The sequence below is a fragment of the Runella sp. SP2 genome, assembly GCF_003711225.1.
Classification (GTDB): Bacteria; Bacteroidota; Bacteroidia; order Cytophagales; family Spirosomataceae; genus Runella.
This window is the reverse complement of record NZ_CP031030.1, coordinates 6,762,783-6,788,870: the sequence shown is the minus strand read 5'-3', so window position 1 is coordinate 6,788,870 and position 26,088 is coordinate 6,762,783. Positions and strand designations below refer to the sequence as shown.

At 45.1% G+C, this 26,088-nt stretch carries 27 protein-coding genes; 17 read left to right on the top strand and 10 right to left on the bottom strand.

Annotation, left to right across the window (positions count from 1 at the left end; translation table 11 throughout):
• From DTQ70_RS30915 to DTQ70_RS27230, 13 genes are all read left to right on the top strand, one after another.
• The gene (locus DTQ70_RS30915; protein ID WP_164490239.1) at positions 1 to 585 is read left to right on the top strand and encodes a hypothetical protein; all 585 of its coding nucleotides are present in this window, start codon (positions 1 to 3) and stop codon (positions 583 to 585) included.
• Positions 586 to 1,573: 988 nt separating this feature from the next.
• Positions 1,574 to 3,415 carry a CHAT domain-containing protein gene (locus DTQ70_RS30910; protein WP_164490238.1) on the top strand — a complete coding sequence of 614 codons (1,842 nt, stop codon included), beginning with the start codon at positions 1,574 to 1,576 and terminating at the stop codon, positions 3,413 to 3,415.
• A 57-nt stretch (positions 3,416 to 3,472) separates the two neighbouring features.
• Positions 3,473 to 3,934 carry a hypothetical protein gene (locus DTQ70_RS27280; protein WP_122933739.1) on the top strand — a complete coding sequence of 154 codons (462 nt, stop codon included), beginning with the start codon at positions 3,473 to 3,475 and terminating at the stop codon, positions 3,932 to 3,934.
• 73 nt (positions 3,935 to 4,007) lie between these two features.
• Entirely contained in the window at positions 4,008 to 4,439 is a 432-nt protein-coding gene (locus DTQ70_RS27275) for a hypothetical protein (RefSeq protein WP_164490237.1), read from the top strand.
• A gap of 56 nt (positions 4,440 to 4,495) precedes the next feature.
• The gene (locus tag DTQ70_RS27270; RefSeq protein ID WP_122933737.1) at positions 4,496 to 4,840 is read left to right on the top strand and encodes a hypothetical protein; all 345 of its coding nucleotides are present in this window, start codon (positions 4,496 to 4,498) and stop codon (positions 4,838 to 4,840) included.
• A 1-nt stretch (position 4,841) separates the two neighbouring features.
• Positions 4,842 to 5,240 (top strand): hypothetical protein, encoded by a 399-nt coding sequence (locus DTQ70_RS27265; protein ID WP_122933736.1) that lies wholly within the window; start codon positions 4,842 to 4,844, stop codon positions 5,238 to 5,240.
• Positions 5,241 to 5,253: 13 nt separating this feature from the next.
• Positions 5,254 to 5,841 (top strand): hypothetical protein, encoded by a 588-nt coding sequence (locus DTQ70_RS31000; protein ID WP_206019592.1) that lies wholly within the window; start codon positions 5,254 to 5,256, stop codon positions 5,839 to 5,841.
• A gap of 63 nt (positions 5,842 to 5,904) precedes the next feature.
• Positions 5,905 to 6,804, top strand: coding sequence for a hypothetical protein (locus DTQ70_RS27255; protein WP_122933735.1), 900 nt, complete (start codon positions 5,905 to 5,907; stop codon positions 6,802 to 6,804).
• A 45-nt stretch (positions 6,805 to 6,849) separates the two neighbouring features.
• Complete coding sequence (locus DTQ70_RS27250; protein ID WP_122933733.1) at positions 6,850 to 7,371, top strand: hypothetical protein; 522 nt, start codon at positions 6,850 to 6,852, stop codon at positions 7,369 to 7,371.
• Between the two features lie 27 nt (positions 7,372 to 7,398).
• Positions 7,399 to 7,893: a hypothetical protein gene (locus tag DTQ70_RS27245; RefSeq protein WP_122933732.1), complete on the top strand. Its 495-nt coding sequence runs from the start codon at positions 7,399 to 7,401 to the stop codon at positions 7,891 to 7,893.
• A gap of 26 nt (positions 7,894 to 7,919) precedes the next feature.
• Positions 7,920 to 8,456 carry a hypothetical protein gene (locus tag DTQ70_RS27240; protein ID WP_122933731.1) on the top strand — a complete coding sequence of 179 codons (537 nt, stop codon included), beginning with the start codon at positions 7,920 to 7,922 and terminating at the stop codon, positions 8,454 to 8,456.
• A 35-nt stretch (positions 8,457 to 8,491) separates the two neighbouring features.
• Entirely contained in the window at positions 8,492 to 9,022 is a 531-nt protein-coding gene (locus DTQ70_RS27235; protein WP_122933730.1) for a hypothetical protein, read from the top strand.
• 108 nt (positions 9,023 to 9,130) lie between these two features.
• Positions 9,131 to 9,964 carry a hypothetical protein gene (locus DTQ70_RS27230; RefSeq protein WP_122933729.1) on the top strand — a complete coding sequence of 278 codons (834 nt, stop codon included), beginning with the start codon at positions 9,131 to 9,133 and terminating at the stop codon, positions 9,962 to 9,964.
• Between the two features lie 9 nt (positions 9,965 to 9,973).
• Here the strand turns inward: DTQ70_RS27230 and DTQ70_RS27225 are convergent, their stop codons facing one another.
• The 5 genes from DTQ70_RS27225 to DTQ70_RS27205 all read right to left on the bottom strand — a co-directional run bounded on the left by DTQ70_RS27225 (position 9,974) and on the right by DTQ70_RS27205 (position 14,894).
• Entirely contained in the window at positions 9,974 to 10,744 is a 771-nt protein-coding gene (locus tag DTQ70_RS27225) for a 3-ketoacyl-ACP reductase (RefSeq protein ID WP_122933728.1), read from the bottom strand.
• Positions 10,745 to 11,104: a type II toxin-antitoxin system HigA family antitoxin gene (locus tag DTQ70_RS27220; protein WP_122933726.1), complete on the bottom strand. Its 360-nt coding sequence runs from the start codon at positions 11,102 to 11,104 to the stop codon at positions 10,745 to 10,747. It abuts the gene before it with no gap.
• Positions 11,092 to 11,406, bottom strand: coding sequence for a type II toxin-antitoxin system HigB family toxin (locus DTQ70_RS27215; RefSeq protein ID WP_122933725.1), 315 nt, complete (start codon positions 11,404 to 11,406; stop codon positions 11,092 to 11,094). The genes DTQ70_RS27220 and DTQ70_RS27215 overlap by 13 nt, the downstream gene beginning before the upstream one ends.
• A gap of 85 nt (positions 11,407 to 11,491) precedes the next feature.
• Complete coding sequence (locus tag DTQ70_RS27210) at positions 11,492 to 12,940, bottom strand: NADH:flavin oxidoreductase (protein WP_122933724.1); 1,449 nt, start codon at positions 12,938 to 12,940, stop codon at positions 11,492 to 11,494.
• 553 nt (positions 12,941 to 13,493) lie between these two features.
• Entirely contained in the window at positions 13,494 to 14,894 is a 1,401-nt protein-coding gene (locus tag DTQ70_RS27205) for a glycoside hydrolase family 88 protein (RefSeq protein ID WP_122933723.1), read from the bottom strand.
• Positions 14,895 to 15,137: 243 nt separating this feature from the next.
• Here DTQ70_RS27205 and DTQ70_RS27195 point away from each other — a divergent pair, with 243 nt between their 5' ends.
• A complete protein-coding gene (locus DTQ70_RS27195; RefSeq protein ID WP_122933720.1) occupies positions 15,138 to 15,668 on the top strand; it encodes a DUF2911 domain-containing protein in 531 nt (176 codons plus the stop codon).
• An 82-nt stretch (positions 15,669 to 15,750) separates the two neighbouring features.
• On the opposite strand, the gene DTQ70_RS27190 is transcribed toward DTQ70_RS27195, so the two are convergent.
• The 5 genes from DTQ70_RS27190 to DTQ70_RS27170 all read right to left on the bottom strand — a co-directional run bounded on the left by DTQ70_RS27190 (position 15,751) and on the right by DTQ70_RS27170 (position 24,331).
• Positions 15,751 to 17,436 (bottom strand): FAD-dependent oxidoreductase, encoded by a 1,686-nt coding sequence (locus DTQ70_RS27190; RefSeq protein WP_122933719.1) that lies wholly within the window; start codon positions 17,434 to 17,436, stop codon positions 15,751 to 15,753.
• A gap of 214 nt (positions 17,437 to 17,650) precedes the next feature.
• Positions 17,651 to 19,087 (bottom strand): RagB/SusD family nutrient uptake outer membrane protein, encoded by a 1,437-nt coding sequence (locus DTQ70_RS27185; RefSeq protein ID WP_122933718.1) that lies wholly within the window; start codon positions 19,085 to 19,087, stop codon positions 17,651 to 17,653.
• A 21-nt stretch (positions 19,088 to 19,108) separates the two neighbouring features.
• Entirely contained in the window at positions 19,109 to 22,585 is a 3,477-nt protein-coding gene (locus DTQ70_RS27180) for a TonB-dependent receptor (RefSeq protein ID WP_122933717.1), read from the bottom strand.
• Between the two features lie 30 nt (positions 22,586 to 22,615).
• The gene (locus tag DTQ70_RS27175) at positions 22,616 to 23,623 is read right to left on the bottom strand and encodes a FecR family protein (protein ID WP_122933716.1); all 1,008 of its coding nucleotides are present in this window, start codon (positions 23,621 to 23,623) and stop codon (positions 22,616 to 22,618) included.
• A 54-nt stretch (positions 23,624 to 23,677) separates the two neighbouring features.
• Positions 23,678 to 24,331: an RNA polymerase sigma-70 factor gene (locus DTQ70_RS27170; RefSeq protein WP_122933715.1), complete on the bottom strand. Its 654-nt coding sequence runs from the start codon at positions 24,329 to 24,331 to the stop codon at positions 23,678 to 23,680.
• A gap of 212 nt (positions 24,332 to 24,543) precedes the next feature.
• On the opposite strand from DTQ70_RS27170, the gene DTQ70_RS27165 reads away from it, so the two are divergent.
• The 3 genes from DTQ70_RS27165 to DTQ70_RS27160 are packed head-to-tail and all read left to right on the top strand — an operon-like array spanning position 24,544 to position 26,049.
• The gene (locus DTQ70_RS27165) at positions 24,544 to 24,987 is read left to right on the top strand and encodes a DUF6934 family protein (RefSeq protein ID WP_122933714.1); all 444 of its coding nucleotides are present in this window, start codon (positions 24,544 to 24,546) and stop codon (positions 24,985 to 24,987) included.
• A gap of 1 nt (position 24,988) precedes the next feature.
• Positions 24,989 to 25,132, top strand: coding sequence for a hypothetical protein (locus DTQ70_RS30905; protein ID WP_164490236.1), 144 nt, complete (start codon positions 24,989 to 24,991; stop codon positions 25,130 to 25,132).
• 59 nt (positions 25,133 to 25,191) lie between these two features.
• Positions 25,192 to 26,049: an alpha/beta hydrolase gene (locus tag DTQ70_RS27160; protein WP_122933713.1), complete on the top strand. Its 858-nt coding sequence runs from the start codon at positions 25,192 to 25,194 to the stop codon at positions 26,047 to 26,049.
• Positions 26,050 to 26,088: the final 39 nt, after the last annotated feature.

The window sequence follows — 26,088 nt, the reverse complement described above, 5'->3', positions numbered from 1 at the left end:
ATGAAAAAGCTTTTTGTATTATTTTTTCTTCTCCAGATATGTATATCAGGACACGGTCAAAAAGGAGCCAAAACTGAATACATTGTTTATTTCCATCCAAAAACCCCTGCAAAAACCAAACAAGCGTTGTTAGAAAAATACCTCATAAGAACAAACGCAAAAGTAATGTCGTCAGGAAAAAAATACGATAAACAAAGTGTATTTTTAATAAGTATCTCTTCCCAATATAGCGAAACCATTACACCATGTGTTGAATGTTCTAATCCTGAGATAGGCCCTTGCTGTATGATAACTATTCCTAATGAAGCGATAACAATGTTGGGAGAACCATGTGTCCACTGCGGCCCTAGATGCTGTTTAGGATTTTCAAATAGAGAACTTCAACTATCTGACCCCAATCCCGTTACCCTATATGGGCTATACACAAAAATTCAACAAGGGATTAGCCAAAATGTATCAAGAATTATTCTAGGAGTCAATGTCAATAATAAGAACAAGGCCAATATCAAGAATTTTTTACAGAATATTGCTTCACAACCGAATGCTCAAAATACGAAAATTGTACGTGTTATGGTTAATAAATAATTTGCAATCCCAACATGTAACTACATTCATCTCAAAACTTTATCACTACACCTCCAAATGCTTTATAAAAGTATTTGGAGGTATCCTTTTTTTAATTCCTTACTTTGGCCATAGTCAACCTTGTACGTCCAAAGGAGTATTGATAAAATCACTAGAAGAATCTATTATTAGTAATAAACGGGGAAGTCAACTAAATAATTTACAAAATTATAACTACCAGTTTGTTAAATGCAACTACACAAACGACTCTTCTTATATAAAATTACTAAAAGCCCTTATCTCATCTTATATTTTTGTTGACAAACCTGATAGTGCCTACAAACTTATAAACAAAGCTATTGTTTTGAACAGCACTAAATCTAGTAGATTTTCACAAAAAGATTTTGCAGACTTATATTATTATTTAGGTTTACTAGAATATACTTGGAAGTTTGATTATAACGCATCATTGAATTCACTAAAAAAATCTGTTTATTTTGGTGAACAATCAAAATCATTTGAAGGAAAATGGAAGTATGCCTATGATTTACAGTCTCGTATTTACCATCGATATGGCGATTATTGGCATTCTATAGATAATGATAAGAAAACAGAATCTATTGCTAGATTAGAAAATGATACATTAACACTAGCTCAATCCATAGCACACCAAGCATTAAATTACAGCGATTTAGGAAATTTAAATAGTGCTGAAAATATGCTCATAGAGGCTATCAAAATTGCGCAAACATTAGGCAATGACTTTTATGATTTAGCATCATACTACCAACGCTTAGCTGACATTCAGAAAAAACTAAATCAACTTAACAAATCTCTAATAAATTACAAAAACGCCCTAATTATTTACCAATTACACAAAGATGAACAAGGAGTTGCAGAATCTAATGCAAGTATTGGACTGCTATATAGTGATTTTATAAAAAACTACCCCAGAGGTGACCATTTTTATAAAATTGCACTTAATACAGCTAAAGAACCTTATTTAAAAATGCGTATTTTAACGCAGATAGGAAAAAGTTATAAGTCAAGAAAACTTTTCCCTAATTCTTTATCTTCTTATGAGTGGGGAATTAATACCATTCGAGCGCACCTTAGAACGTCTCAACTAACGGCTAAGAGTATTCAAAAGGCAGCCTTCAAAGAATACCTCCTCACCCTCATCCAAGACAAAGCCGACACTTGGCTTGATTACTACAAAACGACCAACACCAAAAGCCATCTGACCAACGCTCTCAAAACCTACGCCCTCGCCGATAGCATGATTGATTTTATGCGTTACGAACACGTGGGGGAAGGCTCTAAGCTGTTTTGGCGGCAAAAAACGCGTGGCATGTACGAACGTGCCATCGAAGCCAGTTATTTGGCGGGCGATGCCGAGGCCGCGTTTCGTTTCTTTGAAAAATCAAAAGCCGTTCTGCTCTCCGACAAGTTGAATGAACTAGGGGCGAATCAACAACTGACGGAAAATAGCGCCAAACGTCAACGTACCCTACGCGACAGCATCGCTAATCTCCAAAACCAACTCGCCAGCCTGCCTGCCAACGACGCCAAAAGAAGCGGTATCCAGCGCCGTTTGGAACAGTTTAACGACGATTTTGAGGCTTTTCGCAAGCAACTCGAATCAACAAACCCCGCCTATTACCGTTACAAATACGACAACAGTACCCCAACTATCGCTGAGTTTCAAAAATCCATCTCGACTAATGGGTCGGGGGGACACACGGCGGGGTTCGTGTCTTACTTTGTCGGCGACAGTGCTATTTATGCCTTTTGTTTAGACCAAAAAGCGCGACTTGTTCGCCTTTCCCTTCGTCCATCTGACTACCAATCTTTGGCCAGCGAGTTTCTTTCTCTTTGCGCCGACCGCTCCCGCCTCAATGCTCACTATCCGCAGTATCGTGCGCTGGCCCATCGGCTTTACCAACTTCTATGGAAGCCGCTTGGAATGACCGCCTCACGCGTGATTATCTCCCAAGATGGCGTGTTTTTGCCCTTTGAGACCTTGCTCGTTCAGCCAAACCAGAACGATTTTTTGCTCAAATACCACGCCATTAGCTACACTTATTCGGCTAATTTTTTGGCAAAAAACCAGACAGATTTAGCCCCTTCCTTACGTCAGGGTAACAAACTATTCCACCGTAGCTTCGTTGGGTTTGCACCTGAGACTTTTCAGCCATCGCTCCGCCAAGCATCGCTCAAAGGCTCGGTCGCGGCTTTGGAGGCCGTAGAAGAAAAGTTTTGGTGGGGAAAAACGCTAAAAAACAACGAAGCCACCAAGGCACAGTTTATGCGTTATGCCCCTCATTCGCGGGTGATTCAGCTCTTTACCCACGCCGACGCCGACAGTACCGAGGCCGTCGAACCGCTCATTTATTTTCACGATGCGGCATTGCGTCTGTCTGAACTTACCCAAGCCGACCGCTTTGCAGCGCAGTTGCTGGTACTTTCCGCCTGCAAAACTGGCGTAGGGCAAAATCAGCGCGGAGAGGGTGTGTTTAGCTTGGCACGGGGCTTTGCGGCGTTAGGAATCCCGAGCACCATCACCACGCTTTGGAGCGTAGAAGACCAACCAACCTACGAGTTAACCAAGCTATTTTACCACTACTTAGACCAAGGACTTCCCAAGGACGAAGCTCTCCAACGCGCCAAACTCGACTGGCTGAACCAAGGTGATGCCGCCGACGCCCTTCCCTCGCAATGGGCAGGAATGATATTGGTCGGCGACACTGCCCCTTTGGCTATGGACGGTTTACAGTTTATTGTTTTAGGTTTAGGGTTATTGGGGCTGGGAATTTTGGGGGGAGTTTGGTGGTGGCGGCGAAAAAAATAAGTTTGTTTCCCTTTTGTTCCATTATTGCGACTAACTGATTGAAACCATTTTTCAATCATGAAACCGCTACTGATTACTGCCCTCTGCTGTGGCTGGCTTACCAACTATGCCCAATCGACGTACCAATCGGACGACATAAACGCGTACCAATTACGTCTGTCCAACTTGGCGATACAAGAAAGCTACAAAATTGCGCTGCAAGATTATTTTCCAAAAAAGTCTCGCTATTCTGTCTGGGTAAAAGTGCGTTTGCCAAACGACAGTACTTTCTACACCTTGCCACAAACACTGCCTTCGGGCGACTCCTTTGGCGTACAACTTCAAGTGGATGCCCACAGCCACCGAGACACCCTAGAAATTTTTCGCCGAATGGGCGAAGGAAGGCTGGCATTTGCCGAAGTAAAAATCCTAGCGTTTGCCTCCCAACGTAAGCACAGCCGAATCCGTTACGAACGAGGTTTTGCCGAATTTGTCTTGCACCGATTATCGCTGCGGCCATCGTCGGTTTCTTCTTTTTAAAAAAAAATGAAAAGAATTGTTTCCCTCGTCCTGTCGGCCTACGACTAAGAGATTGAAAGCAAAATCGCACAATATGCTTACTACAGAACACATGAAAACGACTTCACTGATCCTATTTTATATCGCCTGTATAGGGCTTAGTTCGTGTAATATTTTCAAGAAAAAAGACCCCAACCCCAGCCCACTGGCCAATGCGGCAGGTACGTATGTGGGCACAATACAAGACAACACGACCATTATTCAAAATGCCCGTGCTAATGTAACGACAGCAAACTTTGACAGTCGCTTATATGTATCGTCGGTAGGCATTACCTCACCTACATATCAGTTGGTCTTGACAGGAACAGGGTTTTATGATGATGGAGCGGTCACTGGAAACCGCAACGGTATAAGTTATAGTGGGCGCGTTACAGTCAATGGTCAAACGCTTAACATTACAGGTAGCTACCGCCTCACCACTTCAAGCCCTTTCATCAATTTTAGTTTTACAGGGACGAAACAGTAGAAGGGTTATTTTTTAATTCACTTTTTAAGCATTTCACTACCATAAAAGAACAACCAATGATTCAGTCACCAAAATTTGAGGTCAATTTAGGAGGAATAGACCTCAACGAAAAACAAGCCCAAGAACTGGAAAAAGCCATTCAACAAACCACTTTACAGTTTTTGGCGAAGCTGGACAATGGATTCAGCGACGGGCTTTTAGCGTACAAGCCCAACCCTGAAAATCCAGAAGACACTGGATTTCCCCCTTTTGTCCTTCCTAAACGGCCCAAATGGTGGTTTGGGTACATTCTGTGGAAACAACCTAAACCTGGCCAAATAGTACAGTTAGATCGGTTGAAGGCAAGTTTCCCAGACTTTGCCGTTCGAGGCGCTTTTGAAAAACCTCAACTACTTCGCTAACATGAAACCCGACCAAAAAGCCACTTGCCCCAGTGCTGAGCCAAAGGCGGGCGCGGTACTACTAGGCGTAGTAAAGCAGAATGGAGAAGTGAACTTACTCTCTCAACGTATAGAGATAGACGAACACTTTATCGAAACCGCCTCGCAAGGCCGCGACCTTGGCCAGCGTTTTCGGTTTGCCAGTCCGTGCGCGGCCAAAGGGTGTGCCAATTGGTCGGGTCATCATTGTATGGTACTCGACATCGCCCGCCAATTGGCGCATATTGAGCCGCATGTCGATGAGTTATTACCTGCGTGCAGTATCAGAACCACCTGCCGTTGGTTTATGCAAGAGGGTGCCGATGCCTGTCGTATTTGCCCAAAAATCAATACAGGCTTTGCCGAAGTAGAAACAGTTTAAAAGTTTTATCACAATGAAAACACAATCAATCTTCCGCACAGCGGTGGCTGCTACGCTATTGGCCAATAGCCTATTATTTACCCAATGTAAAGGCCCGCAGGGAGAACCTGGCCCACAAGGAGAAAAGGGTGAAACAGGTACTACTGGTGCTACTGGCCCAAAAGGAGAAACGGGTACTGCGAATGTAATTCAATATAAGTTTACGGGCCCTTCTATCACCACCAATAACTATGAATGGGGGTACGTATTGACAAATTTGCCAAGTGGAGTGACAACTTCCAATTCTTTAATTATGGTATATGTCGTACCGCCAGGATCGGATATCAGTGGTAGCAACTGGTGGCAGGCTTTGCCTAGTATTTTGCCATCCAACTATACTGGAAATAAACCAGGTTTGTATAGTTTTTATGCAGGGCATGGCTCAACTGTTTATATCCAAAGACGAACAATGGATGGTACAGGACAAACTATCCCAGATATTCCAAGATTTCCAGCTAGAATTGTTGTAGTCCCTGCATCCATTCTACGCAACGCTCGCTACTCAGACGAGTTTTTGCAAGATTACAAAGCCGTTCAAAAAGCATTCAACTTGCCTGATTAAGTTTTTCCAACTTTTGAACATCGTAAAAATCTAAAAATTAATCAAGTAACCTTATTACCCACAATGAAAACATATTTATACCAACTCATTGCATGGTTTGTATTCTGTACCATAGCCGTAGTCTGCAACAGTTGCAGCGACGAAGAGCCTGCCCCTGAAAAAGTTTGTAAGTTATTGACACATGGCGCTTACCAAACTACTTATGAATATGATAGTCGATACAATTTAATTCGACTATCGGGCAATGGTGGTTCGACAACCTATAACTATGATAAAAAGGGATTTCTGACTGAAGAAATACGCTCTGACGGCAAAGCTATCAAGTATGAATATAAGAATGGGTTGCTATCAAAAATCACCTATCCAGAGGGCAGTTTGGATATAGAAACCATCTATGAATACGATGCCCAACAAAAACTTTCTAAATATACACATAAAGCTACGCGCTATACCATCATACAAAACTATAGCAATGGCAAGCAGATTTCTTATTTTAGAAATGAAAATGGCACTATAACACAACCGTTTCAGTATGACAATGGCCGTGTCATCAGAATTACACAAGGAGATAGAGGCTATCAAACCTATGACTACGATAGTAGGGGAAGGAACACTCTATACACAAAATATGATAATACAGGCAAAATAACTGAATATCTTGAATACACCTATCAAGATGGTTTACAACCATTCAATGCAATGCCTAACAATTTTTTCAAGGGTTTTCCAGATGAAATAAAGAATATTTCACCCAATGGGTTGATTAAACAATCTACGTATTACCAAAGGCAATCCAATAATACTTTTATCAAACAATCCGAAGATAATTACGGATATGTTTTGAATCGAAAAGGGTATCCTACGGTAGTGTCTTCAACATACTCATACAGAAACAGTACTGGTACATGGGTTACTAACAGCACCTACAAAACGACTTATTCTTATTTCAACTGCGAGGAGTAATCGTTCGGCTTACATCAATTTTTCACTTCTAACACATATACAAACATGGCAAAAGTAGAAAATGTATCTATGGTCATCGGTGGTGATCGGGTACAAAACAGCAATCAAGAATGGTGCAGAAAGGTAAAAGTATCGGCCAAATTTAAGTTTGCACTAGAAGAGGTCGGAAGTCCATTTCAAGTAAGAATAACGCTTTGGGGCACAGATAGGCCTGGCATAGACGTTGATGACGCACGCCAATTTCCTCCATGGCTACGCTGGGATACTCCCATAGGTGATTTTGATTTTAGCGGTGGAAACGGTACGTTATCTACATCGGCACTTTCTATTGTGGGTTCAGTTGTATATCAGAAAGCCCTAACTCCCACAACCACTGAGATGGATTTTGTAGAAGAGAAATTGGTATTAGAATCTCGACTGAATGAAGACCCAATGGTAGAATTTATCACCATTGCCCCCCCTCCCGTCACTCAACGAATCCCCAGACCGCATCAAGATGAACTATTTGTTAATGTGCAACTGATAGCTGAGGGGGTATCACCTGTACAAATAACTACTATTTTTTAATAAAATCTTCTTTAAACACGTACTCTCATGCAAACACTACAGAAATTCGCGCCCGATTTGCAGGGGTGTGGGGAGCAAGCTACACCCATAACCACGTCGAGTGTACAATATCCTGTTTCGGCTCAATCTCACTTGTTGTTACGCAACGTCAGCGAGTATTACACCGCTTTCAATCGGGCGCACTGGGGTCCCTATCCGCCCAATTGTTTCGACCATTGTTTAAGTGGCGGGCTAGCTTGTTTTCTGTTCGACATCACAGAAGATGGCTGCTACCAAGCTATTTTCAAGACCCAACGCTACAAAGAAGTAGTAGGTACGAGCGCACGGGTATGGTTTCATATTCACCAAATGGGAGTTGTTGCACACGAAGAAACAACCGAGGATGAGTACCAAATTTTTACGGTAGTCTTGGGCAAACTCCCTGCCGAAGGGGGCTTGTGGCAGCTTTGCCTCAATGTACACACCGAGCATCCTGAAAACATGTTTGCTTTTTTTGAGGCCACTTTACAAAAATTACACTAAGTCATTTCTTCAAGATAATAAACCCAATGAAGACCTTCATTCGACCTATTCATACTGCCTCGTTTGTAGCCATTTTCCTCACTGCTACGCTTACAAGCTGCGGTCTTTTCCAGAAAGCGGTAGAAGCCGCCTGGCCACTGCTGGGCACTTACAAAATGAACAATGTTCAATTGGAGTTGAAATACACTGCCAACAACACATTTTATAATCAGAGAGGCACAACGACTCGTATTCCTAATGATTTTCTGGATTTTAGTACGGGTGCCGTCACCATAGGCAATACAACGTACAACTATCGTCAAGAAAAAGTAAATGGAATCAAAAAGGTTGTCTTCATAGACCAATCTACCAACGAAGATGTCGTAAGTTTCACTTACAATCTAAGTAACAACTCCTTAACGCTCACATCTGACAATGTAATCATGGGTACTACCGCCCGTGAAAGAGCCCAAGAAGCATTAGGTTGGGCTGCTACTTTTGGCTTTGGCATAACCAATTTTCCACGCATTACCTCAGCCACCGATGCCTCTTATGGTGCATTTATTATCAATGCAACTAAGTAAGATACTCTTTTCACCCTTCCCAAAACAATACATTTATGAAACCCTTCCTCCTCTCGCTTTGCCTGTGGGCAGGCATAGCTGGGCACAGTATCGCCCAACAAACTACAGTGGTCAATCGTTGGATATCGCCCGTTACCAAAGATTTCATGTCGTTGCCCGAAAGTATTTATACTGACCAGCAACTTATTAGCTGGGGTTATACCCAAAAAACGTTTCAGTTTGAGGCGTATTCGGAAGAGCCAAGCGGCGATAACGTAACGGCAGTGTATCGGTGGATTATGCCCAACTGCAGAGAGTCTATCCTCATAGCCGAACACGAACTCACCGACGCACAACTACAAAGCTGGGGCTATCGCGGCAAGCTATTTCAGTTTTATGCCTACAAAACTCGCCCCAACGATGGGCAACGATACAAAGCTGTTTTTAGGTGGATCAACGCCAAACCACAAGGCGACCCCTGCCGTGATTTTACGCTCACCACCGTATCGGGTGAGTACAGTGATGCCCAATTACGCAGCTGGGGTTATTCCGACAAGCGTTTACAGTTTTATGTACCTGCGTTTTAAAAAATAGCAAATAAAGGGGAACAAAAAAATAACCTTCACACACTAACTAGCTTTCATAGAGCGTTTTAGTTAGAAACAAACATCTACAACGTTTCTATCTTTACTTCTATGAAAGCTTCATTTTTACTTATCGCGTTGTTGGTGGCATTGGGGAGTTTCTCCTGTCGTCAGGCGGGATTGGAAACCGAACCAGAACCGCTGAAACCCAATGAGCCTACCCTAGCAGAACAAGCAGAAAATTACGCAAAAACACATCCTGACATTGCGCCTCCTGCCGTGAACAATGTACAGCCTTCTTCGGTCAAAGTGGCTATTGATCAGCTATTTGTGGGCACTTATTCTTTCAAATACGGTTCAAACAACGAACTTCTTCACATCGTTACGGGCAACGACACGATTTTTCAAGAAAGAACTGACCGTGCGACTAAAACGGCTTCTAGTAAAGTAAGTGGTGAAATAACGACATTTCAGTTGAATGCTGAAGGACTGGCCCAAAGTTCAAAAGGGAATACCGCCAGTACCCCTAAGCGTGAAGTCAATACCCGTTATTTTTACAAAAACGGTTTTTTGGTAAGCATGGCCAATGAGACGAAGCTCACTAAGTTTGAGTACAATGGCCAAGGGAATTTGCTCTCGTGGAGTGGTGTTAATCACCAAGGACTAGCAACAAATGCTTCTTACGAATACACCGACATTCCCAATACCATTCGTCAAGAAATTACTAGCTGGATTACTCCTCATTTTTCGATGCGCGGCGATTTTTTGTGTAAATATAGCAGCCGTTTGCTCAAAAAAATGACTGTAAACACCACCTCGGGTATTTCAAGTGGCAATAATAGCGTCCTTGAATTTACTTACACCTTCGATAGCAACGGGCGCATATCCCGAATGACCATTCAGCGGAGCGATGGGACGAAGGTATTTTATGAATATCAATACTAGAAATGCTTCCTATAACCGCGCCAGCGTCAAACCTCCGTCAATGACGAATACTTGACCTGTGGAGTACGGAAACGCTCCTGCGGCAATGACAGCCACGGCCTTGCCGATGTCGTCGGGATAGCCCCAGCGAGGTTGCACGGTCAGCCCTTCGGCGATGAGTTTGTCGTACTTAGCCGCTACCCCCGACGTCATGTCGGTTTTGATGACTCCTGGGCGTACTTCATAGACGGGTATGCCCAGCTCGCCCAATCGAGCAGCAAAAAGCTGCGTCATCATGCCTAATCCAGCTTTTGCCACGCAATATTCCCCACGATTGACGGAAGCTACCGTGGCCGAAATCGACGAAATGGTAATGATACTTCCTTCAAAATCTGGTGATGTTTCTTTTTGTTTGACCATCCAATTAGCGACAGCTTGCGTCAAAAAATACGTTCCTTTGAGGTTAGTATTGAGCACATAATCAAAGCTTTCTTCGGTGGCTTCCAAAAGATCGGCCCGCACTTTAGGCGCAACCCCCGCGTTATTGACCAATACATTTAGCCGTCCAAAATGGGTATTAATTTTTTCCAGCATCGCCACCCGTGCCTCTCCCGAAGCAATGTCACCTTGGCAGTAAATTACCTCTGCCCCCAACGAACGTAGGTGGTCAAGTACTTCTTTCACAGCCTCTTCCTCTCGTACACCATTGATGGCTAAGTCAAATCCTTTTTGAGCCAAATGCTCCGCAATTCCCAATCCTATTCCACGGCTCCCTCCCGTGACGAATGCTACTTTTTTCATTTAATAGGCCAATAAAATATGTGCTGGAATTCCTAATTCATTGTGAATGAACTTCAAAAAATTGATACTCATTTGTTTTTTACCGCCCAGAATTTCGGAAATGGTGCTTTTACTCAACCCCATTCTTTTAGCCAATCCCGACTGAGACAACCCCTGTTCTTCCATTTCGTACTTCAATGCTTCTAATGGAGTAAGAGGCACGATTTTATGATGTTTTTGCTCATATTCGTGGATTAATAATGAGATTACTTCCAACAAATCTCCTTCTGGAGTATCAGGTTTTGCATGAAAAATTATTTCTAATTGTTTCAATGCTTTGTCATAATCCTCCTCTGTTTTAATAAGTTTTATTGCTTCCATGAGTCAAAATCTATTGTTTTAGCATCTATTTTATCATACTCTGCATGAGTGCCAATAAATTTCACAAAACAAAGCTGAAATTCATAGTTGAATGCTGCTATTAATCTGTATTTATTACGTGCTATGTTAAATACTATTCTTTCATTACCCACAAAGTCTGCATTTTTAAAATCAGCAACCACTTGCTGAGGCGTTTTGTAGTGATTGCCCTCAATCTTACCATACCAGTGCCTTAGGTTTGGTTCCGAGTCAGGATATTTCTCCCAAAACTGTTTTAATGTTTTCAAGGCATGTATTCTCATACTCTGCAAAGTTAAAACAAAAAGTTCGCAAAATGCGAACTTTTTGTTTGCTACTAATTTATTTTTACTATTTTGATGCCATTCACTACAACCCTTCCTTTATCGCTTTTAACTCCTCGGCTTCGGGACGTTTTTTGTAATAGGGGTCTAGCGGGAAGCAACCCGAGATTAGGCCGTGGCGCGGCGCGGTGGTACAATCGGAAAACGTACGGCAAATTAGATTGCGAGTGAGTGTTTTTCCTTGAATCATGTCATCGGGCATGGATGGATACGAAAGCACCATGCGGCCAAAACCTACACTGTCGGCCATGCCATTGCGAAGCACGTATTGCGCCACGTTGGGCAACCATTCTTGCAGATAGGAATAGCCCGAACCAATAATCACCAATTCAGGAAATTCAGCCTTTAAGCCTGCTGTCACATCAATTTGGCGCTTCACACCCGCAAAAGGCTCCTCAGGCGGCAAGTAACCGTCCGACGGCGGGAACAACGCGGGGCGTGTCAGGTGAGGCGTGTAATAAGGGCTTCCACCCGTCACGCATATCAACTGAATTCCCAACTCTTGTGCCAAACTCAAAAAGGCTTTGGGTTCGGTCAAATTAATCGAAAGACCATCTTTTTGTCCCCCAAACGCATACGGATAGGTCTCCATTTGCTCGGGTTCACCTTGGTCGTTGGTGCCTTTTTTGAACGGTATAAAATCGAAAGCGCTCAGGCGAATCCCCATTTCTAATCCTGGAGCAGCTTGTTTGATACCCGCGACGATGTTGCGGAGGTAGCGAGTGCGGTTTTCAAAGCTTCCACCATATTTGCCGTCGCGGTCGATGGCACTCAAAAACTCATGCCCCAAGTAGCCGTGACAGTGCTTTATATCCACAAAATCGTAGCCTGCCTTCTGCGCCAACACTGCTGCTTTTACGTACATGTCGATGATTTCGTCCACCTCTTCGTCGGTCAGGACGGGGTGATCGGCTTCCATGCCAAATTTTTTATTTAAAAACGGGTGCGAGTACAAAATCTTCGACTCAAATTTTTTGTGGCTATTGGGTTTGCAAAAACGCCCCGAGTGGGTGAGTTGCAGGCCAATAACTAAGTCGTCGGTAGTGCCGAATTTCTCATAATGTTTGTCCAAAATCAATTGCCGTAATTGAACAAACTCTTCAAAATTTTCTTCGTTCATGACCAACTGATTGGGATTGGCCTTGCCCTCGTGGCATACCGCTACCGCCTCACAACCAAACAGTAGCTTAGCCCCACTCACGGCAAATTTCACCCAACGGTTTTTGGTAAACTCCGATGGTTTTCCATCGAGTGTGCCATCCCAGCCTTCCATCGGTAAAATACACAGGCTGTTGCCAATCGTCTTGCCCGACTTGAGGATTATCTTTTTACCAAATGGGCTTTCGGCAGGAGGTAATAGGGTTTCGTCAAACGCCAAATTAACCTGGCTATTTTCTAAATGTTTCTTCAAATCGGCCGTCGTTTTTAGCTGGGCCACTCGGGTATATTTGGGTTTGTATTTTCCGCTGCTCATGGGAGTTCTGTTGTTCGTGATTGCTGGATTACTCCGTCAGACGATAGTCAGACGGGGCTTTTATTACCTATATGCTCGTTTGAGGTCTGACTGCCGTCTGACCTTTTCCCCCGTCAGACGATAGTCAGACGGGGCTTTTATTATCTATGCTCGTTTGAGGTCTGACTGCCGTCTGACCTTTTCCCCCGTCAGACGATAGTCAGACGGGGCTTTTATTACCTATGCTCGTTTGAGGTCTGACTGCCGTCTGACCTTTTCCCCCGTCAGACAATAGTCAGACGGGGCTTTTATTACCTATGCTCGTTTGAGGTCTGACTATCGTCTGACCTTTACCCCCGTCAGACGATAGTCAGACGGGGCTTTTATTACCTATGCTCGTTTGAGGTCTGACTATCGTCTGACCTTTACCCCCGTCAGACGATAGTCAGACGGGGCTTTTATTATCTATGCTCGTTTGAGGTCTGACTGCCGTCTGACCTTTTCCCCCGTCAGACGATAGTCAGACGGAGTTTTTATTACCTATGCTCGTTTGAGGTCTGACTGCCGTCTGACCTCATTTTACACAGTTTAAAAAAGCGTAGTACGGCTCGTTATTGATAATACGCTGCAAGTACAAGGCTGCTTCTCGAATGTGATAATCACCCCACATACTCGACTCTCCATACGGAATTTTACTACCTTCTGGTACATAATCCCAACCGTTGGGGCGGTGATAAATCGAATGTAGCAATAGTCCTTGGTGCTCAGGGTCGGTGCTGACGTAAGGCGCTTGCAATAACGTATCCATCACCGTGAGTCCTGATTGCCAATAACGTTGTCCGTCGGCAGCTTCGCCTTTGTCTGTCAAATACTTACCCAAACGCAACAACCCCTGTGCGCCAATGGCAGCCGCAGAACTATCGACAGGCTCGTGGTCGTTGATAGGCTCGGCGGGACGGTCGAGGTAATTGCCTAATTTGTGTAAATTTGGAGCACCTGTGTCCCAATAAGGCACACCGTCGGTAGGTGTATGCGCAATAAAAAAGTCGCAAGTAGCGCGGGCGGCTTTGAGCATCATAGCTTCGATAGACGCGCGTCCTCCGAGCGGTTCTAACGCCTCGTCCGAAATATGACTGAGGGCTTCCAGCTGCTCAGGGAAACCACACATTGCCCAGGCCAGGCCGCGTGTCCACGTACTGAATCCTGTATAACCTTGTTGCGAATTGGGGCAACGATAGTTTCCATCTTTCGTATTAAAAACGCTTTCGTGGGCGGTACGTCCCCAAATATCGTACGAATCGCGCCCTTCTCCGTAATAGACGGCGTAATCGGCCGTGGCTTTGATGTGTTGGAGTGCGCGTTCGAGTAAGTTGATTTTAACATCATTTTCTCCCTGAAAAACGTGTCCCAATTGATGGCTTACCACCAAAGCGCGGCAAGAGCGTATGGTATCGACAAACAACGAATGAGGCCCATTAAAGGAATGAATAAAGCCCCCGCTCGCTTCACCGTCGCGGCCTTTGATGGTCGTCCAGCGGCTTGCTTGCACCGCACCCGAAATTTTCAGGGCCAATTCGTAGAAATTTTTCTCCCATTCATTAAAAGGAATTTTCCCTTCGTGCATCAATCGCAGCAAATTGCCGTTGGTACTGACGTTGTTGAAGCCGTGGTCGTGCACGCCAATGTGGCTCACGTGAGGGGCCATGACCGAAAGCGTATTTTTGCGACCGTAGTCCAAAAATTCTTCGTCGCCCGTGGCATCAAATTGTAAAATAGCCGCGCCAAACTGGAAGCCTTGTGTCCATTCGGTCCAGCCGCGCGTAGTGTATTGGCCTTGTACGGTGAACACAGGTGAGCCTTTCGCGACGTCGTAGTGGTCGGCAATAGCGCGGATTTTTTGCGCCGAAAGCGCCCAGAAATCGTTTAGCTTGGCTGATAAATCAGAAGGTGTAAGGGTGGAGTTAATCTGAATCATTCGGTATAGTCAACGGTTAATAATCGAGGAAAACGTTCTGCTTTCTGAGCAGAAATGTTTCTTTTTGGTCAGTAGTATAAACCGTTTTTTGACTAAAATCTACTTGAGTTTCCCACAAAGTTCTCCCCAGTTTTCCTTGAATCAACTTGCACCAATTTGAACCACGTTTGAACGGGTTGTTTTTGAAGGGTTCCACAATTTTGTCGCAGTCATTTTTATTAACCACTCAAATTATTGTAAGCTATGCAATTGTACCTAAAAAACAGCCTGACATTCTTTGCTTTTACGTTGGTTTATTTTCTTGGTTTCAACACCATTGCCCAAGACAAAAGCACACGCCCTAGCCCACCCGCTCAAGTATCTCGAGAAGTAGGTGGCATTACGATTAGTCTCAGCTACGGTCAGCCTTCGGTCAAAGGCCGTAAAGTGTGGGGGGAATTGGTGCCTTATGGACAAGTGTGGCGGGCGGGGGCCAACGAGGCTACCACTTTTGAAATCGACAAAGATGCAACCATTGAAGGCACTACCTTGCCTGCGGGCAAATACGGTTTCTTTGTCATTCCTAGCGAGGAGAAATGGACGCTCATTTTCAACAAAGTAGCGGTGCAGTGGGGAGCTTTCAAGTACGACGAAAAACAAGATGCCTTGCGCGTGAGTGTGCAGCCTAAAAAATCGTCGCAATTCAACGAAAAACTGCTCTATACCATTTCTCCCAAAGGCAAGGTTTCTCTATTGTGGGAAAATGTAGAAGTAGCTTTTAGTGTAAATCAGTAACCTGTTGTACAAACCTTGGCAGATAACCACATAGCTCACAATAATTGTGCGCTATGTGGTTTATTTTGTGTAAGCCTTGGTCTTATTTCCCTTGGCTTGTTTCCCAATCTAAACGCTGGTTCTCCTTCTCAAGTACCTGACGAAGCTTCTCGTACGGCAATTTTTGAGGGGAAACCTTGTTTTCAATGGACAACACCGCCGCTGCTGCCGCCGACTGTCCCAATATCATAAACACAGGCTCCATACGGATAGAACCGTAAGCAATGTGCGAACTTGATACACAGACGGGCACAAGCAAGTTAGCGCATTCCGTTTCTTTGGGTAAAATTGCCCCGTAAGCAATCGAGTAAGGCTTATCAGGATGAACGCCAATGTCGCCTTCGTTTTGAACGTAGCCCTCTGAGGTCACAAAACGCTGGGCATTGTGTGAATCGAGCGAGTATGAGCCCATTCCCACGGGCTGGGGAACGTTGGTTTTGCCCAAAGCATCGGCTTCGGTCATTACAAAAACGCCTTTCATTCGTCGTGCTTCGCGGATGTATAGCTGATGCGGCCAGCCGCCGTTGTCCTTAAATTCATCTTTGGGTAAGCCCCACTGTTTCATTTTGTCTTGCACGTCGGCAGGAACGCGAGGGTCGTTTTGCAAGAAATACATCAAGCCTTTTTGATACAATTCGTGGTCTTTGATGATGGCCTTGCGGCGTTCGTAGCTTGCTTCGGGGTAGTCGTAGTTTTTGCCAATGTAGTCGGTACTAAAAGGCCCGTGGTTATTGGTATCCGTTTTACGGTTCGGGATGGGGTCGTACTTATCGAACGTCTCGCGCCAACCCGTCGCAAATACCCGCGCTACCAACTCGTATCGATCGGGGTTATACCCTTCAGGTTTGGTAAAAAACACGCGGTTGTCGGGGTGGTTGCTCAAACACATTCTGAAGCAATACGCTTGGAGCTTGTTGTCCCCCGACCCATTTTCACCTGGTGATTCGGACGAAATTTCGGGTAAAAGTCCGCTTTTAGGGTCGTTGGCAATTTTGTACGGACTCACTGGTTTTTTGAAATAATGCCCATGCTGAAACACCCCTACTTGTACGCCATTCCACTTTTCGCCATAGACGCTGTTGGCTTCGCGCCCCACGTGGTAACTCACGCCTGCGGCGGCCATCAAATCACCCTCGTAAGTAGCGTCAATAAACATTTTTCCTTCATAAACATTGCCACTTAGGGTACGGAACGAGGTAATTTTCCCCGATTTTTTGACAACACCTTTGGCCGAACGGTCGAGCCATTCGTTGCGATACACGACCAATTTATTTTCTTTGACAAAATCTTCAAAAACCTGTTCTGCCGCGTGGGGCTCAAAAATCCACATCGTACGGTTGGCACCGTCGAGGGCGGGCGTTCCTTGGCCTTTGTTGCCATATTCCTCCTTTTTTTGCCATTGCCACGACTCGTTTTTTTGGTAATGCTGGTACAGGCGGTGATAAAACTCCCGCGAAAGCCCGCCAATGACTTGTTTGTTGCCCGTATCGGTAAACCCAAGCCCACCCGACGACAACCCGCCAAGGTGTTTGTCGGGCGAAACGATAATGGCGGTTTTACCCATCTTTACCACCTGTACCGCCGCCGTCACCGCCGATGACGTACCACCGTAGATAATCACGTCGGCTTTACGAACCAAAGCGTGAGAAGCAGGCGTTCGGTTGGTTTTGAAACTAGGCAAGAAAAGAATAGCCCCCAAAAGCCAAATTAAAAGGGATGTTTTTTTCATTGGGAATGGTTTAGGAATTTAAAAGTTTTTTCAGGTACGCGGGACAATTCGCGCCATCAGTTGGGTCATTAACCAACGTGCTATGGTAATAAACCAAAACTGCATTTGGATTTACTCTGGCTATTGTGTTATATCAGTTAAAACACATAGAACACAATAGAATAGGCACAAAAAAATAGAAGTTTTTGTACCCTGCTCAACGACGAATACTCCTCTAATAACCAGGATTTTGACTTAGTTTGGGGTTAGAATCTCTCTCCGTTTGCGGAATGGGGTACAAATAGTGGTACTCTTCGACCTTGATGCTCGGGTTCTGGATTTTCAGGGCTTCTATCAGTTTTTTCCGTCTGGACAAATCAAACCACCGATGTCCCTCAAAGGCCAATTCTAAGCGTCTTTCCAGCAGCAAACTATCTCTAAATTGTGCCTGAGTAAGGTTAGGCGTCAAGTTTGGAATCCCCGCACGACTACGAATCCGATTGACGTTAGCGTAGGCTTCGGTAGAAGCAGCGGCTTGTTCGTTGAGGGCTTCGGCATACATCAACACAACATCGGCGTACCGCAGTACTGGAAAGTTATTGCTCCCTTCTCCATTAGCAGTAGCGGTGGGGTCTAAATATTTATACACATAACACGGAAACGCTACACTCGCAGGGGCAGCAGGAGTACCCGTTGGTGTGTAAAGTCGCAAATTGATGTTTCGGCGCTTATCGTCAGCGCGGTAAGCACGGTAAAGGTTTTCGGTTACGGGGTCATCTCCAAAACCAGAAACACCATTAACTCGGTCAAAATTAGGCCGCATATAGCCCTGCATAAAGCTCCCTTCGCCGACCCCACCTCCGAGGGCTTGTACCTCAAAAATGGCCTCTTTTCCGTTTTTATTTGCAATGGTAAACACGTCGGCGTAGTTGGCCCAAAGGTCATACACGCCCATGTCCATTACTTCTTTGGCCTTTGCCGATGCCTTGGGCCATTCTTGACGGGTCAAATAGACTTTGGCCAAAAACGCCTTTGCAGCTCCCTTCGTGGCACGGCCACGGTCGCCCGCTCCGTAAGTGGCTGGCAAAACTGCCTCTGCTTCTGTAAAATCCTGAATAACTTGCTGATACACCTCATCGACCGACGCCCTTGCTACGGCCAAATCGTTGAGCGAAGTGGTTTCTTTGGTCACCAACGGAACGCCCCCAAACAGGCGCACCAAGTTGAAATAATAAAAACCACGCATAAACTTAGCTTCGGCAATTAATCGGTTTTTCAAGTCACTGTCCATCGTCACATTAGGTACGCGACTGATGACGGTATTGGCCCGATTGATAGCACGGTAAGTGGCTGCCCAAAGCGATTGAAAAGTGCTCGTGGCAGGCGTAAAGGTGTATTTATCCAAATCGTTTTTGGCTTGGTTAGCCGTTGAGCGTCCTCCGCCCCATTCAGAGTCGTCGGTGGCTTGGTCCTGCAAAATCCACACGATTTGATTGTACATCTCGGCCGTGTTCATCAGGTCATAAACCGAACTTACTGCGGCTTTGGCGTCATCGGCATTTCGGTAAAAATTTTCAGGGGTAAAATTCGACTCAGGCGTTTGCTCTAAGACGTTGCAAGACGCAACACAAAGTGTCAGACAAAGACCTGTAAGTATATATTTTGCGTTCATTGTATTCATGAGTTTAATGAATTAAAAACCGACATTAATGCCCAATAACAAGGTTTTTGCGGCAGGGTAGCTACTGTAATCAAACCCTTGACTACGACTATCTTGCCCGAAGCGGTTTACTTCTGGGTCATAGCCTGAGTATTTCGTCCAAGTCAGGTAGTTTTGTGCAGTCACATACACCCGAAACGACTGAATATTAAGGGCTTTTATCACCGACGCGGGCAGGTTATAGGCCAATTGGGCGTTTTTCAACCGTAAGTACGAACCATCTTCGATTTGGCGCGACGATATACGGTTGGCAGGCCGCGTGGTTGAAGCCCTTGGAATATCTGTGTTTGTATTTGTTGGCGTCCAACGGTTCAACATATCTTGATTTTGGTTATTGGTTCCGTTCAAATACTCCAATTCAAACCGATTGGCATTCAAGATGTTATTACCATAAACCCCTTGTAAAAATAGGGTTAACTCAAATCCTTTGTACGAAAAAGAGTTGCTAATACCTCCCAAAAACTTGGGCTGGGCGCGACCGATGATGGTACGGTCGTTGTCATCAATCTTCTTATCGCCGTTCAAATCAGCATATTTGCGATCGCCTGGTTTCCGCGCCTGCGGGTCGCTCAGTGCCGCCAACTCATCCGTAGTTTGATACAAGCCATTGGTCACGTAGCCATAAAACGACCCCAACGGTTCGCCCACCCGAATGACACCAGAGTTGACGTTTTGGGCAATGTTGGCTACTTGACCCGCAAAAATTTGGGGAGCACCGCCAATGTCCAAAACAGTGTTGCGATTGGTGGCAAAATTGAAGTCGGTATTCCATTTAAACGCTTTATCAATATTGCGCGACGAGAGGCTAAATTCTATCCCTTTGTTCTCTACTTTTCCCAAATTTTGAATGGCACTCGAATACCCCGACGTACTCGGAACGGTTACGTTAAGCAATAAATCTTTGGTACGTTTGAGGTACAAATCGGCCACCAATGTGATTCGGTTGTTGAAGAAACCAACATCAATACCCAAATCCGCTTGAGTCGTCGTTTCCCACGACAAATCGGGGTTGGCAATTTGGGAAGGCCCAATTCCCGTCGAAACCGCATTGCTAAAAATATAATTTTGCGTACCCAAAAGCGAATACGCTGGATAATTGCCAATGCCATCTTGGTTTCCTGTAGAACCGTAGGTAGCCCGCAATTTCAAGTCACTAATTACTCGGGCATTTTTCAAGAAATCCTCTTCCGACACACGCCACGCCAAAGCCGCCGAAGGGAAATATCCGTAGCGATTATTGGCTCCAAAGCGCGAAGAACCGTCGGCCCGAAAAGACGCCGTAAAGAGGTATTTGTCTTTATAACCATAATTGATTCTGGCCAAGTACGACTGCAAGCCCCATGTACCAATGCCCGACGAAGGTACCAAGGGTACCGAACCTGCCCCCAAATTACCCGAGTTTAAGTTATCATTTACAAAGTTGCGCGAAGCCGCCGTATTGTTTTCGGTACGGTTGGCCTGTTGGGTATAGCCTATAAGGGCGCTGATGTTATGGACGCCAAAAGATTTGGTGTAGCTCAACAAATTTTCATTCAACCACGTCATAGATTGTCCATTGAAAATAGACGCCGCACCACCTTGTGCCAAACCACTCGCTACGCTACGCGGCAGGTACGAATCTCGCTTTTGGATGATGGCATCTGCTCCCAATAACACTTTGAAACTCAAGCCTTCCATGATTTGATATTCTCCAAACACATTCCCAAAAACACGCAGCGCTGTCGTAGTATTTTGGCTCTCTCTGGCCAAAGCAGCGGGGTTATCGGCCGTAAAAGATAAAGCTGGGCTGGTGATAAGGTAAGTACCATCAGGGTTATAAACGGGCAGGATGGGCGGGAACTGCAAAGCCGCAATTGTTACCAATCCTGCGCTTCCCAAATCCCCATCGGTACGCGATTGGTTGGTCACGGTACGGTTAACGGTGAGACTATTTCCTACTTTGAGGCGATTGGTGAGTTTTCTGTCTAAGTTGAGTCGGAGCGAATAACGGTCAAAATCGGAGTTTGTCACAATCCCCTTTTGTTTAAAATACCCCCCCGAAAGCGCGTATTGCGTTCGTTCATCGCCACCACTCATCGAAAGCTGGTAGTTGGAAATGGGGGCCGAGCGAAAAATCTCATTTTGCCAGTCGGTACCTTCACCAAAAGCATCCACTTGCGCTTGGGTATAAACTGGTGCGCGTCCTTCGTTGGTATTGGCGTCGTTGACAAACTGGGCGTATTCACGACCGTTTAAAACATCATATTTTTTACGTACTTGCTGCACGCCATAATAGCTTTCGAGATTAATCGTCGATTTGCCTGCTTTGCCTCGTTTGGTGGTGATAATCACGACACCATTGGCCCCGCGCGAACCATAAATGGCCGTAGAAGAAGCATCTTTCAAGACCGACATGGACTCGATGTCGCTGGGATTGAGCGTACTCAACACGTTGAAACTCGCCCCACTGCCCGCACCATCGTTTTTGAACGGAATCCCATCAATAACGTACAAGGGTTCATTATCGCCCTGAATGGAGTTTCCTCCGCGAATTCGGATGGTGGTAGAGCCCCCTGGCGCGCCTGAGTTTTGGGTGATTTGTACCCCCGCCGCGCGTCCTTGCAAGGCTTGGTCGAGCGACGTAACCGCCACTTTTTTGATTTCCTCAACGGCCACCGTCGCTACCGAACCCGTCAAATCACTTTTTTTGACTTGACCATAACCTACCACAACAACTTCACTGAGCGCTTTGATGTCGGCTTTCAGGGCTATGTTCAACTGGGTTTGGTTGCCGATGGCCATTTCTTGGGGCTCGTATCCGACAAAACTAAACACCAAAACAGCACCATTGTCAGGAATTGGGAGCGAATACTCGCCATTGACGTTGGTGGTTGTCCCTTTTGTTGTCCCTTTTATCAAAACACTTACTCCTGGCAGTGCATCGCCTTTTTCGGCATCGGTGACTTTCCCTTTGAGCACTTGCTCAACCGCCGCCCTTGTCTCGAACGGCGTCAGAACTTCCGTCGTGGTGGCAGTTCGTTCTAGTTCTTGTCCAGGCAAAATAGCATCAGGAAACCGTTCCGAAACGCCACTGGACGATTTGGGAGATTTTTTACGATCACCAATAATCAAGTAAGAATTACTGTTTACTTTTTTGTACTTCAACCCCAACGGTCGCAGCAGGTTGTCTAGGCTTTTTTCAAGCTTCAGTTGTTGATTGACGGGCGCTGCTTGAACAATCAATCCTTCGACCGCATCGCGCTCAAACATAATCTCTACTTGGTACGTTTTCATCAGCTCACTAAGCACCTCTTTGAGCGGGCGCGGCGCAGTCATGCGAGCGCTATCGTTGTTTTTTTTGATAACCGTTTGGGCTTTGGCAAACGTTTGCGTCCGTCCCAACTGATTTCCTAACAGAATCACCGTGAGAAGAAGCCCAAACTTAGAAGGGTTAGATAATCGTTTTTTCATATTTTCCACAAGTTAAATTCTTCTATTTAATTATTTATCAGACAGTTGCACTCTATTCCCTTGCCTCACTACGCTAATATCCAAAAGCTCCGAAATAGATTGTAAAAGTTGGTCAACGTTCTCTGCCCGAAACGACCCCATAATGACCCGTTCGGACAAATCTTTGTCTTTGATTTCGACCTCCAGTCCGTAGTTTTCTTGCAGCAGATAGGCGACGTCCTGCAAGCTCGTTTCTTCAAACACAAATCGTTTTTGCTCCCATGCGGCATAGTTTTGAGGATGCGACACGGCCTTTTTATCCATGTTATTCTCGCGGTCGAGCGTGACCAAATCGCCAGGTGTGAGCACAATTTGTTTTTGGGTACGGCCTTGTTGGTAGCGCACCTGCACTTTTCCTTTGCTCAATACTACCTTAGAAATCCGCTGACGGGCATATACCGAAAACTCCGTCCCCAAAACCACCACGTCAAATTGCTTATTGGTTTTTACCACAAACTTTTGGTGGTCAGGCGTATGGGTAACCGAAAAGCTCGCTTCCCCTTTCAAGAACACTTCCCGATTTTTTGTACCAAAACCAAAACGCGGGAGTCGCAGCAACGAATTGGCATTGAGGGTCACTTTACTCCCATCTGGCAACACTACCGACTTGGTTTCGCCAAAGGCAGTTTGGTAGGTTTGGTATAATAAACTGCCACGGAACAGCCATCCCACGCCGCCCAGCACCAACACAACAGACGCCGCCGCTAACCAACGAAACCAATAGCGACGGTTTGACGAAACGGCGGGTTCCGAAGCCGTTAGTTCGGGTTGGAGGTGGGTCTGGGGATTGGCTTCCAAAAACGCCTCGTAATTTTCTAAGGCCAATTCGCTCTGAGGTAAGTACTGCGGGTGGGTCTGCTCCCACTCTTCGAGCCACGCGAAATACAGCTCTTCGTTGGCTTCGGTTTGCAACCATTCGTCAATCATCTTTCGTTGTAAAGGCGAAGATTTGTGAGCGAAATGACTGAATATCAAATCTTTACTTATGTCTTGTTTCATTTGTTTCAGATAGTGTGTTACTATTTAGATAAGAAATAGGCCAACTCCCCTTAGTCACAGGTGGTTTTTGAGTCCATTTCGCATGATACTCAACGCCTTCCCTAAATGAGCCTCGACTGTTTTGAGGGAGAGGGTCATTTCATCGGCTATTTCTTGGTATTTTTTTCCCTCAAAACGACTCATTAAAAATACCTTTTGGCATTGCGGAGGTAGGGTATTGACGAGTTCTTCCACTTTTTTGACGACTTCTTCGTATTGCGTGGCGTGGTCGGGTTGCTGGCCACGGGGCGACTCGCGGTATTCTGCCAACTCGATGGTTTCGGTTTCTTTGAACTCCCAACGTAAGTAGTTAAGTGCCTCATTTCGCACACTTCTAAACAAATAAAGACGATACGAACTCGTGACGGTTTCGTAGGCTTTGGTTTTCCAAAACCGACAAAACACATCACTTACTAGGTCTTCGGCAATGTCTTTGGAATACACAAATCGCACGGCATGGCTGCACAGGATTTTGTGATAACGGCGAAACAACAACGCACAACCCTGAGAAGGGTTTTCGACAAAAGCTTGTCGGATAAACAGTTCGTTGTCATTCCATTCCCGTTTTTCGCTGGCCAATTCCTCGTTGGTAGCTCCTTCGTTCAGCACTGAATGCACATTCGGTTTCGGTGCTTCATCACCCGCACTATCCAGTAAGGTCGATTGCATTTTATGGGTTTTGGATAAAAATTTCTTAGACGCTTTATATAATAGAGACAAGTTTTCTAAAAACTCCCCTTAGTTCCCTATCAGAAATTTTGAAATTAATGTGCTAATCGTAGTGTTACTCCTTTGCCAACTATTAGCGTAAGGAAAAATTCAGAAAGTGCACCAAAAACTTTATACTTTTGACAAGTAGTATAACAAAACCTATATAGTTGATGGACAAGCCCTATTACCCTTATGAACGCCCCACAACCGAAATAAAATATGATTTCTGGAGTGTGAGCAATGAAAAACAAGTAAGAAAACAGGTAATTTTTAGTGCTTTGGATACACCCAATATTTACAATTTGGCTTTGGTTGATATTTTGGAAAATGGGAATATGTCAGATATAACCGAAACACGAAACAAAGACATGAGAACTGTTTTAGCAACTGTGATAAGGATTATAGATAGCTTCTTAAATCAATACCCTGCCGCTATTGTACATTTTCGTGGAAGCGATGAACGCAGGCAGCGCTTATATCGTTTGATAATAAGTCGGGAACTGGCTGAAATTCAAAAGAAATTTGTAGTTTTGGGTGGATTTAACGACATACAACCTGAGCCTTTTCAGGCTAATCAACAATATGATTATTTTTTGATTTTAAACGCTCTTTAAGATGAAAACAAAAGAAGAATCGCCAAAACAAGGCTACAATGTTGTAGAAAATAAAGTCCGAATAGCTAATGAGTTGCTGAAAAAAGTAGATATGAACCAGCTTCAAGAGACAATTAAAAAAGCACGAGCTAACGTCTCCAAATAAAGCAGTAAAGGACAAGCGAGCCTTTTATGTTTAAATAGCTGTTCAAGTGTCTCAAATTTATGAAAAATGCTTTTTTAACCCTTTGGATTTGCCTTCTTACGTTTTGGGCACAGGCTCAGAAAGATACGCTTGTTCTCAAAAACATTGTATATGCCGAAGCCGACGGCAAAAAGCTCCAACTGGACATTTATAAACTCAAGCAGCATCCTTCTCCCTACTTAATTGTTTGGATTCACGGCGGAGCTTGGCATTCGGGAAGTAAAGAAAACCCGCCCTTGGGAATGTTGGAACACGGTTATGCGCTGGCAAGTGTTGATTTTCGGGCGAGTACCGAAAAGGCTTTCCCTGCACCCGTGCATGACATCAAAGCCGCGATTCGTTTTTTGAGGGCCAACGCCGCTACCTACGGCTACCGAGCCGATAAAATCATCATTTGGGGAGCTTCTTCGGGGGGACATTTGGCGGCGTTGGTTGCTACGACCAACAACCACCCAACGCTCGAAGGAGCGCTTGGAAAATACACCTCCACTTCTTCATCGGTACAAGCGTGCATTGATTTTTTTGGCCCAACCAATTTCTTGACCATTCTCAACCAATCGACACCCCACGGACTGAACGTGCGCTTGCCTGCCTTGGCCATTTTATTGGGCAAGCCCGTTGAGCAAGTGCCTGACTTAGCCAAGCTTGCCAGCCCCGTTTATCAGGTAACCGCCAATGCCCCGCCCCTTTTTATTGTGCACGGAGAGCAAGACATCCAGGTACCTATCAACCAATCCATTGAATTGATGAGTGTTTATAAGAGCAAGAACCTACCCGTTCAGATTGAATACATCCCCAACGCAGGACACTCCAGCCCTGAGTATGCCAAGAAAGAATTGATGAATAAGATGGCGGGGTTTTTGAAGGGAGTGTTGTAGTGGGTTACCTTATAGTCGGTCTGACTATCGTCTGACCTT

Excerpts from the sequence above, each read along its gene's own strand:
- DTQ70_RS30915 (WP_164490239.1), top strand. The coding sequence starts at position 1 with ATGAAAAAGCTTTTTGTATTATTTTTTCTTCTCCAGATATGTATATCA.
- DTQ70_RS30910 (WP_164490238.1), top strand. The coding sequence starts at position 1,574 with ATGCGTATTTTAACGCAGATAGGAAAAAGTTATAAGTCAAGAAAACTT.
- DTQ70_RS27280 (WP_122933739.1), top strand. The coding sequence starts at position 3,473 with ATGAAACCGCTACTGATTACTGCCCTCTGCTGTGGCTGGCTTACCAAC.
- DTQ70_RS27275 (WP_164490237.1), top strand. The coding sequence starts at position 4,008 with ATGCTTACTACAGAACACATGAAAACGACTTCACTGATCCTATTTTAT.
- DTQ70_RS27270 (WP_122933737.1), top strand. The coding sequence starts at position 4,496 with ATGATTCAGTCACCAAAATTTGAGGTCAATTTAGGAGGAATAGACCTC.
- DTQ70_RS27265 (WP_122933736.1), top strand. The coding sequence starts at position 4,842 with ATGAAACCCGACCAAAAAGCCACTTGCCCCAGTGCTGAGCCAAAGGCG.
- DTQ70_RS31000 (WP_206019592.1), top strand. The coding sequence starts at position 5,254 with ATGAAAACACAATCAATCTTCCGCACAGCGGTGGCTGCTACGCTATTG.
- DTQ70_RS27255 (WP_122933735.1), top strand. The coding sequence starts at position 5,905 with ATGAAAACATATTTATACCAACTCATTGCATGGTTTGTATTCTGTACC.
- DTQ70_RS27250 (WP_122933733.1), top strand. The coding sequence starts at position 6,850 with ATGGCAAAAGTAGAAAATGTATCTATGGTCATCGGTGGTGATCGGGTA.
- DTQ70_RS27245 (WP_122933732.1), top strand. The coding sequence starts at position 7,399 with ATGCAAACACTACAGAAATTCGCGCCCGATTTGCAGGGGTGTGGGGAG.
- DTQ70_RS27240 (WP_122933731.1), top strand. The coding sequence starts at position 7,920 with ATGAAGACCTTCATTCGACCTATTCATACTGCCTCGTTTGTAGCCATT.
- DTQ70_RS27235 (WP_122933730.1), top strand. The coding sequence starts at position 8,492 with ATGAAACCCTTCCTCCTCTCGCTTTGCCTGTGGGCAGGCATAGCTGGG.
- DTQ70_RS27230 (WP_122933729.1), top strand. The coding sequence starts at position 9,131 with ATGAAAGCTTCATTTTTACTTATCGCGTTGTTGGTGGCATTGGGGAGT.
- DTQ70_RS27225 (WP_122933728.1), bottom strand. The coding sequence starts at position 10,744 with ATGAAAAAAGTAGCATTCGTCACGGGAGGGAGCCGTGGAATAGGATTG.
- DTQ70_RS27220 (WP_122933726.1), bottom strand. The coding sequence starts at position 11,104 with ATGGAAGCAATAAAACTTATTAAAACAGAGGAGGATTATGACAAAGCA.
- DTQ70_RS27215 (WP_122933725.1), bottom strand. The coding sequence starts at position 11,406 with ATGAGAATACATGCCTTGAAAACATTAAAACAGTTTTGGGAGAAATAT.
- DTQ70_RS27210 (WP_122933724.1), bottom strand. The coding sequence starts at position 12,940 with ATGAGCAGCGGAAAATACAAACCCAAATATACCCGAGTGGCCCAGCTA.
- DTQ70_RS27205 (WP_122933723.1), bottom strand. The coding sequence starts at position 14,894 with ATGATTCAGATTAACTCCACCCTTACACCTTCTGATTTATCAGCCAAG.
- DTQ70_RS27195 (WP_122933720.1), top strand. The coding sequence starts at position 15,138 with ATGCAATTGTACCTAAAAAACAGCCTGACATTCTTTGCTTTTACGTTG.
- DTQ70_RS27190 (WP_122933719.1), bottom strand. The coding sequence starts at position 17,436 with ATGAAAAAAACATCCCTTTTAATTTGGCTTTTGGGGGCTATTCTTTTC.
- DTQ70_RS27185 (WP_122933718.1), bottom strand. The coding sequence starts at position 19,087 with ATGAACGCAAAATATATACTTACAGGTCTTTGTCTGACACTTTGTGTT.
- DTQ70_RS27180 (WP_122933717.1), bottom strand. The coding sequence starts at position 22,585 with ATGAAAAAACGATTATCTAACCCTTCTAAGTTTGGGCTTCTTCTCACG.
- DTQ70_RS27175 (WP_122933716.1), bottom strand. The coding sequence starts at position 23,623 with ATGAAACAAGACATAAGTAAAGATTTGATATTCAGTCATTTCGCTCAC.
- DTQ70_RS27170 (WP_122933715.1), bottom strand. The coding sequence starts at position 24,331 with ATGCAATCGACCTTACTGGATAGTGCGGGTGATGAAGCACCGAAACCG.
- DTQ70_RS27165 (WP_122933714.1), top strand. The coding sequence starts at position 24,544 with ATGGACAAGCCCTATTACCCTTATGAACGCCCCACAACCGAAATAAAA.
- DTQ70_RS30905 (WP_164490236.1), top strand. The coding sequence starts at position 24,989 with ATGAAAACAAAAGAAGAATCGCCAAAACAAGGCTACAATGTTGTAGAA.
- DTQ70_RS27160 (WP_122933713.1), top strand. The coding sequence starts at position 25,192 with ATGAAAAATGCTTTTTTAACCCTTTGGATTTGCCTTCTTACGTTTTGG.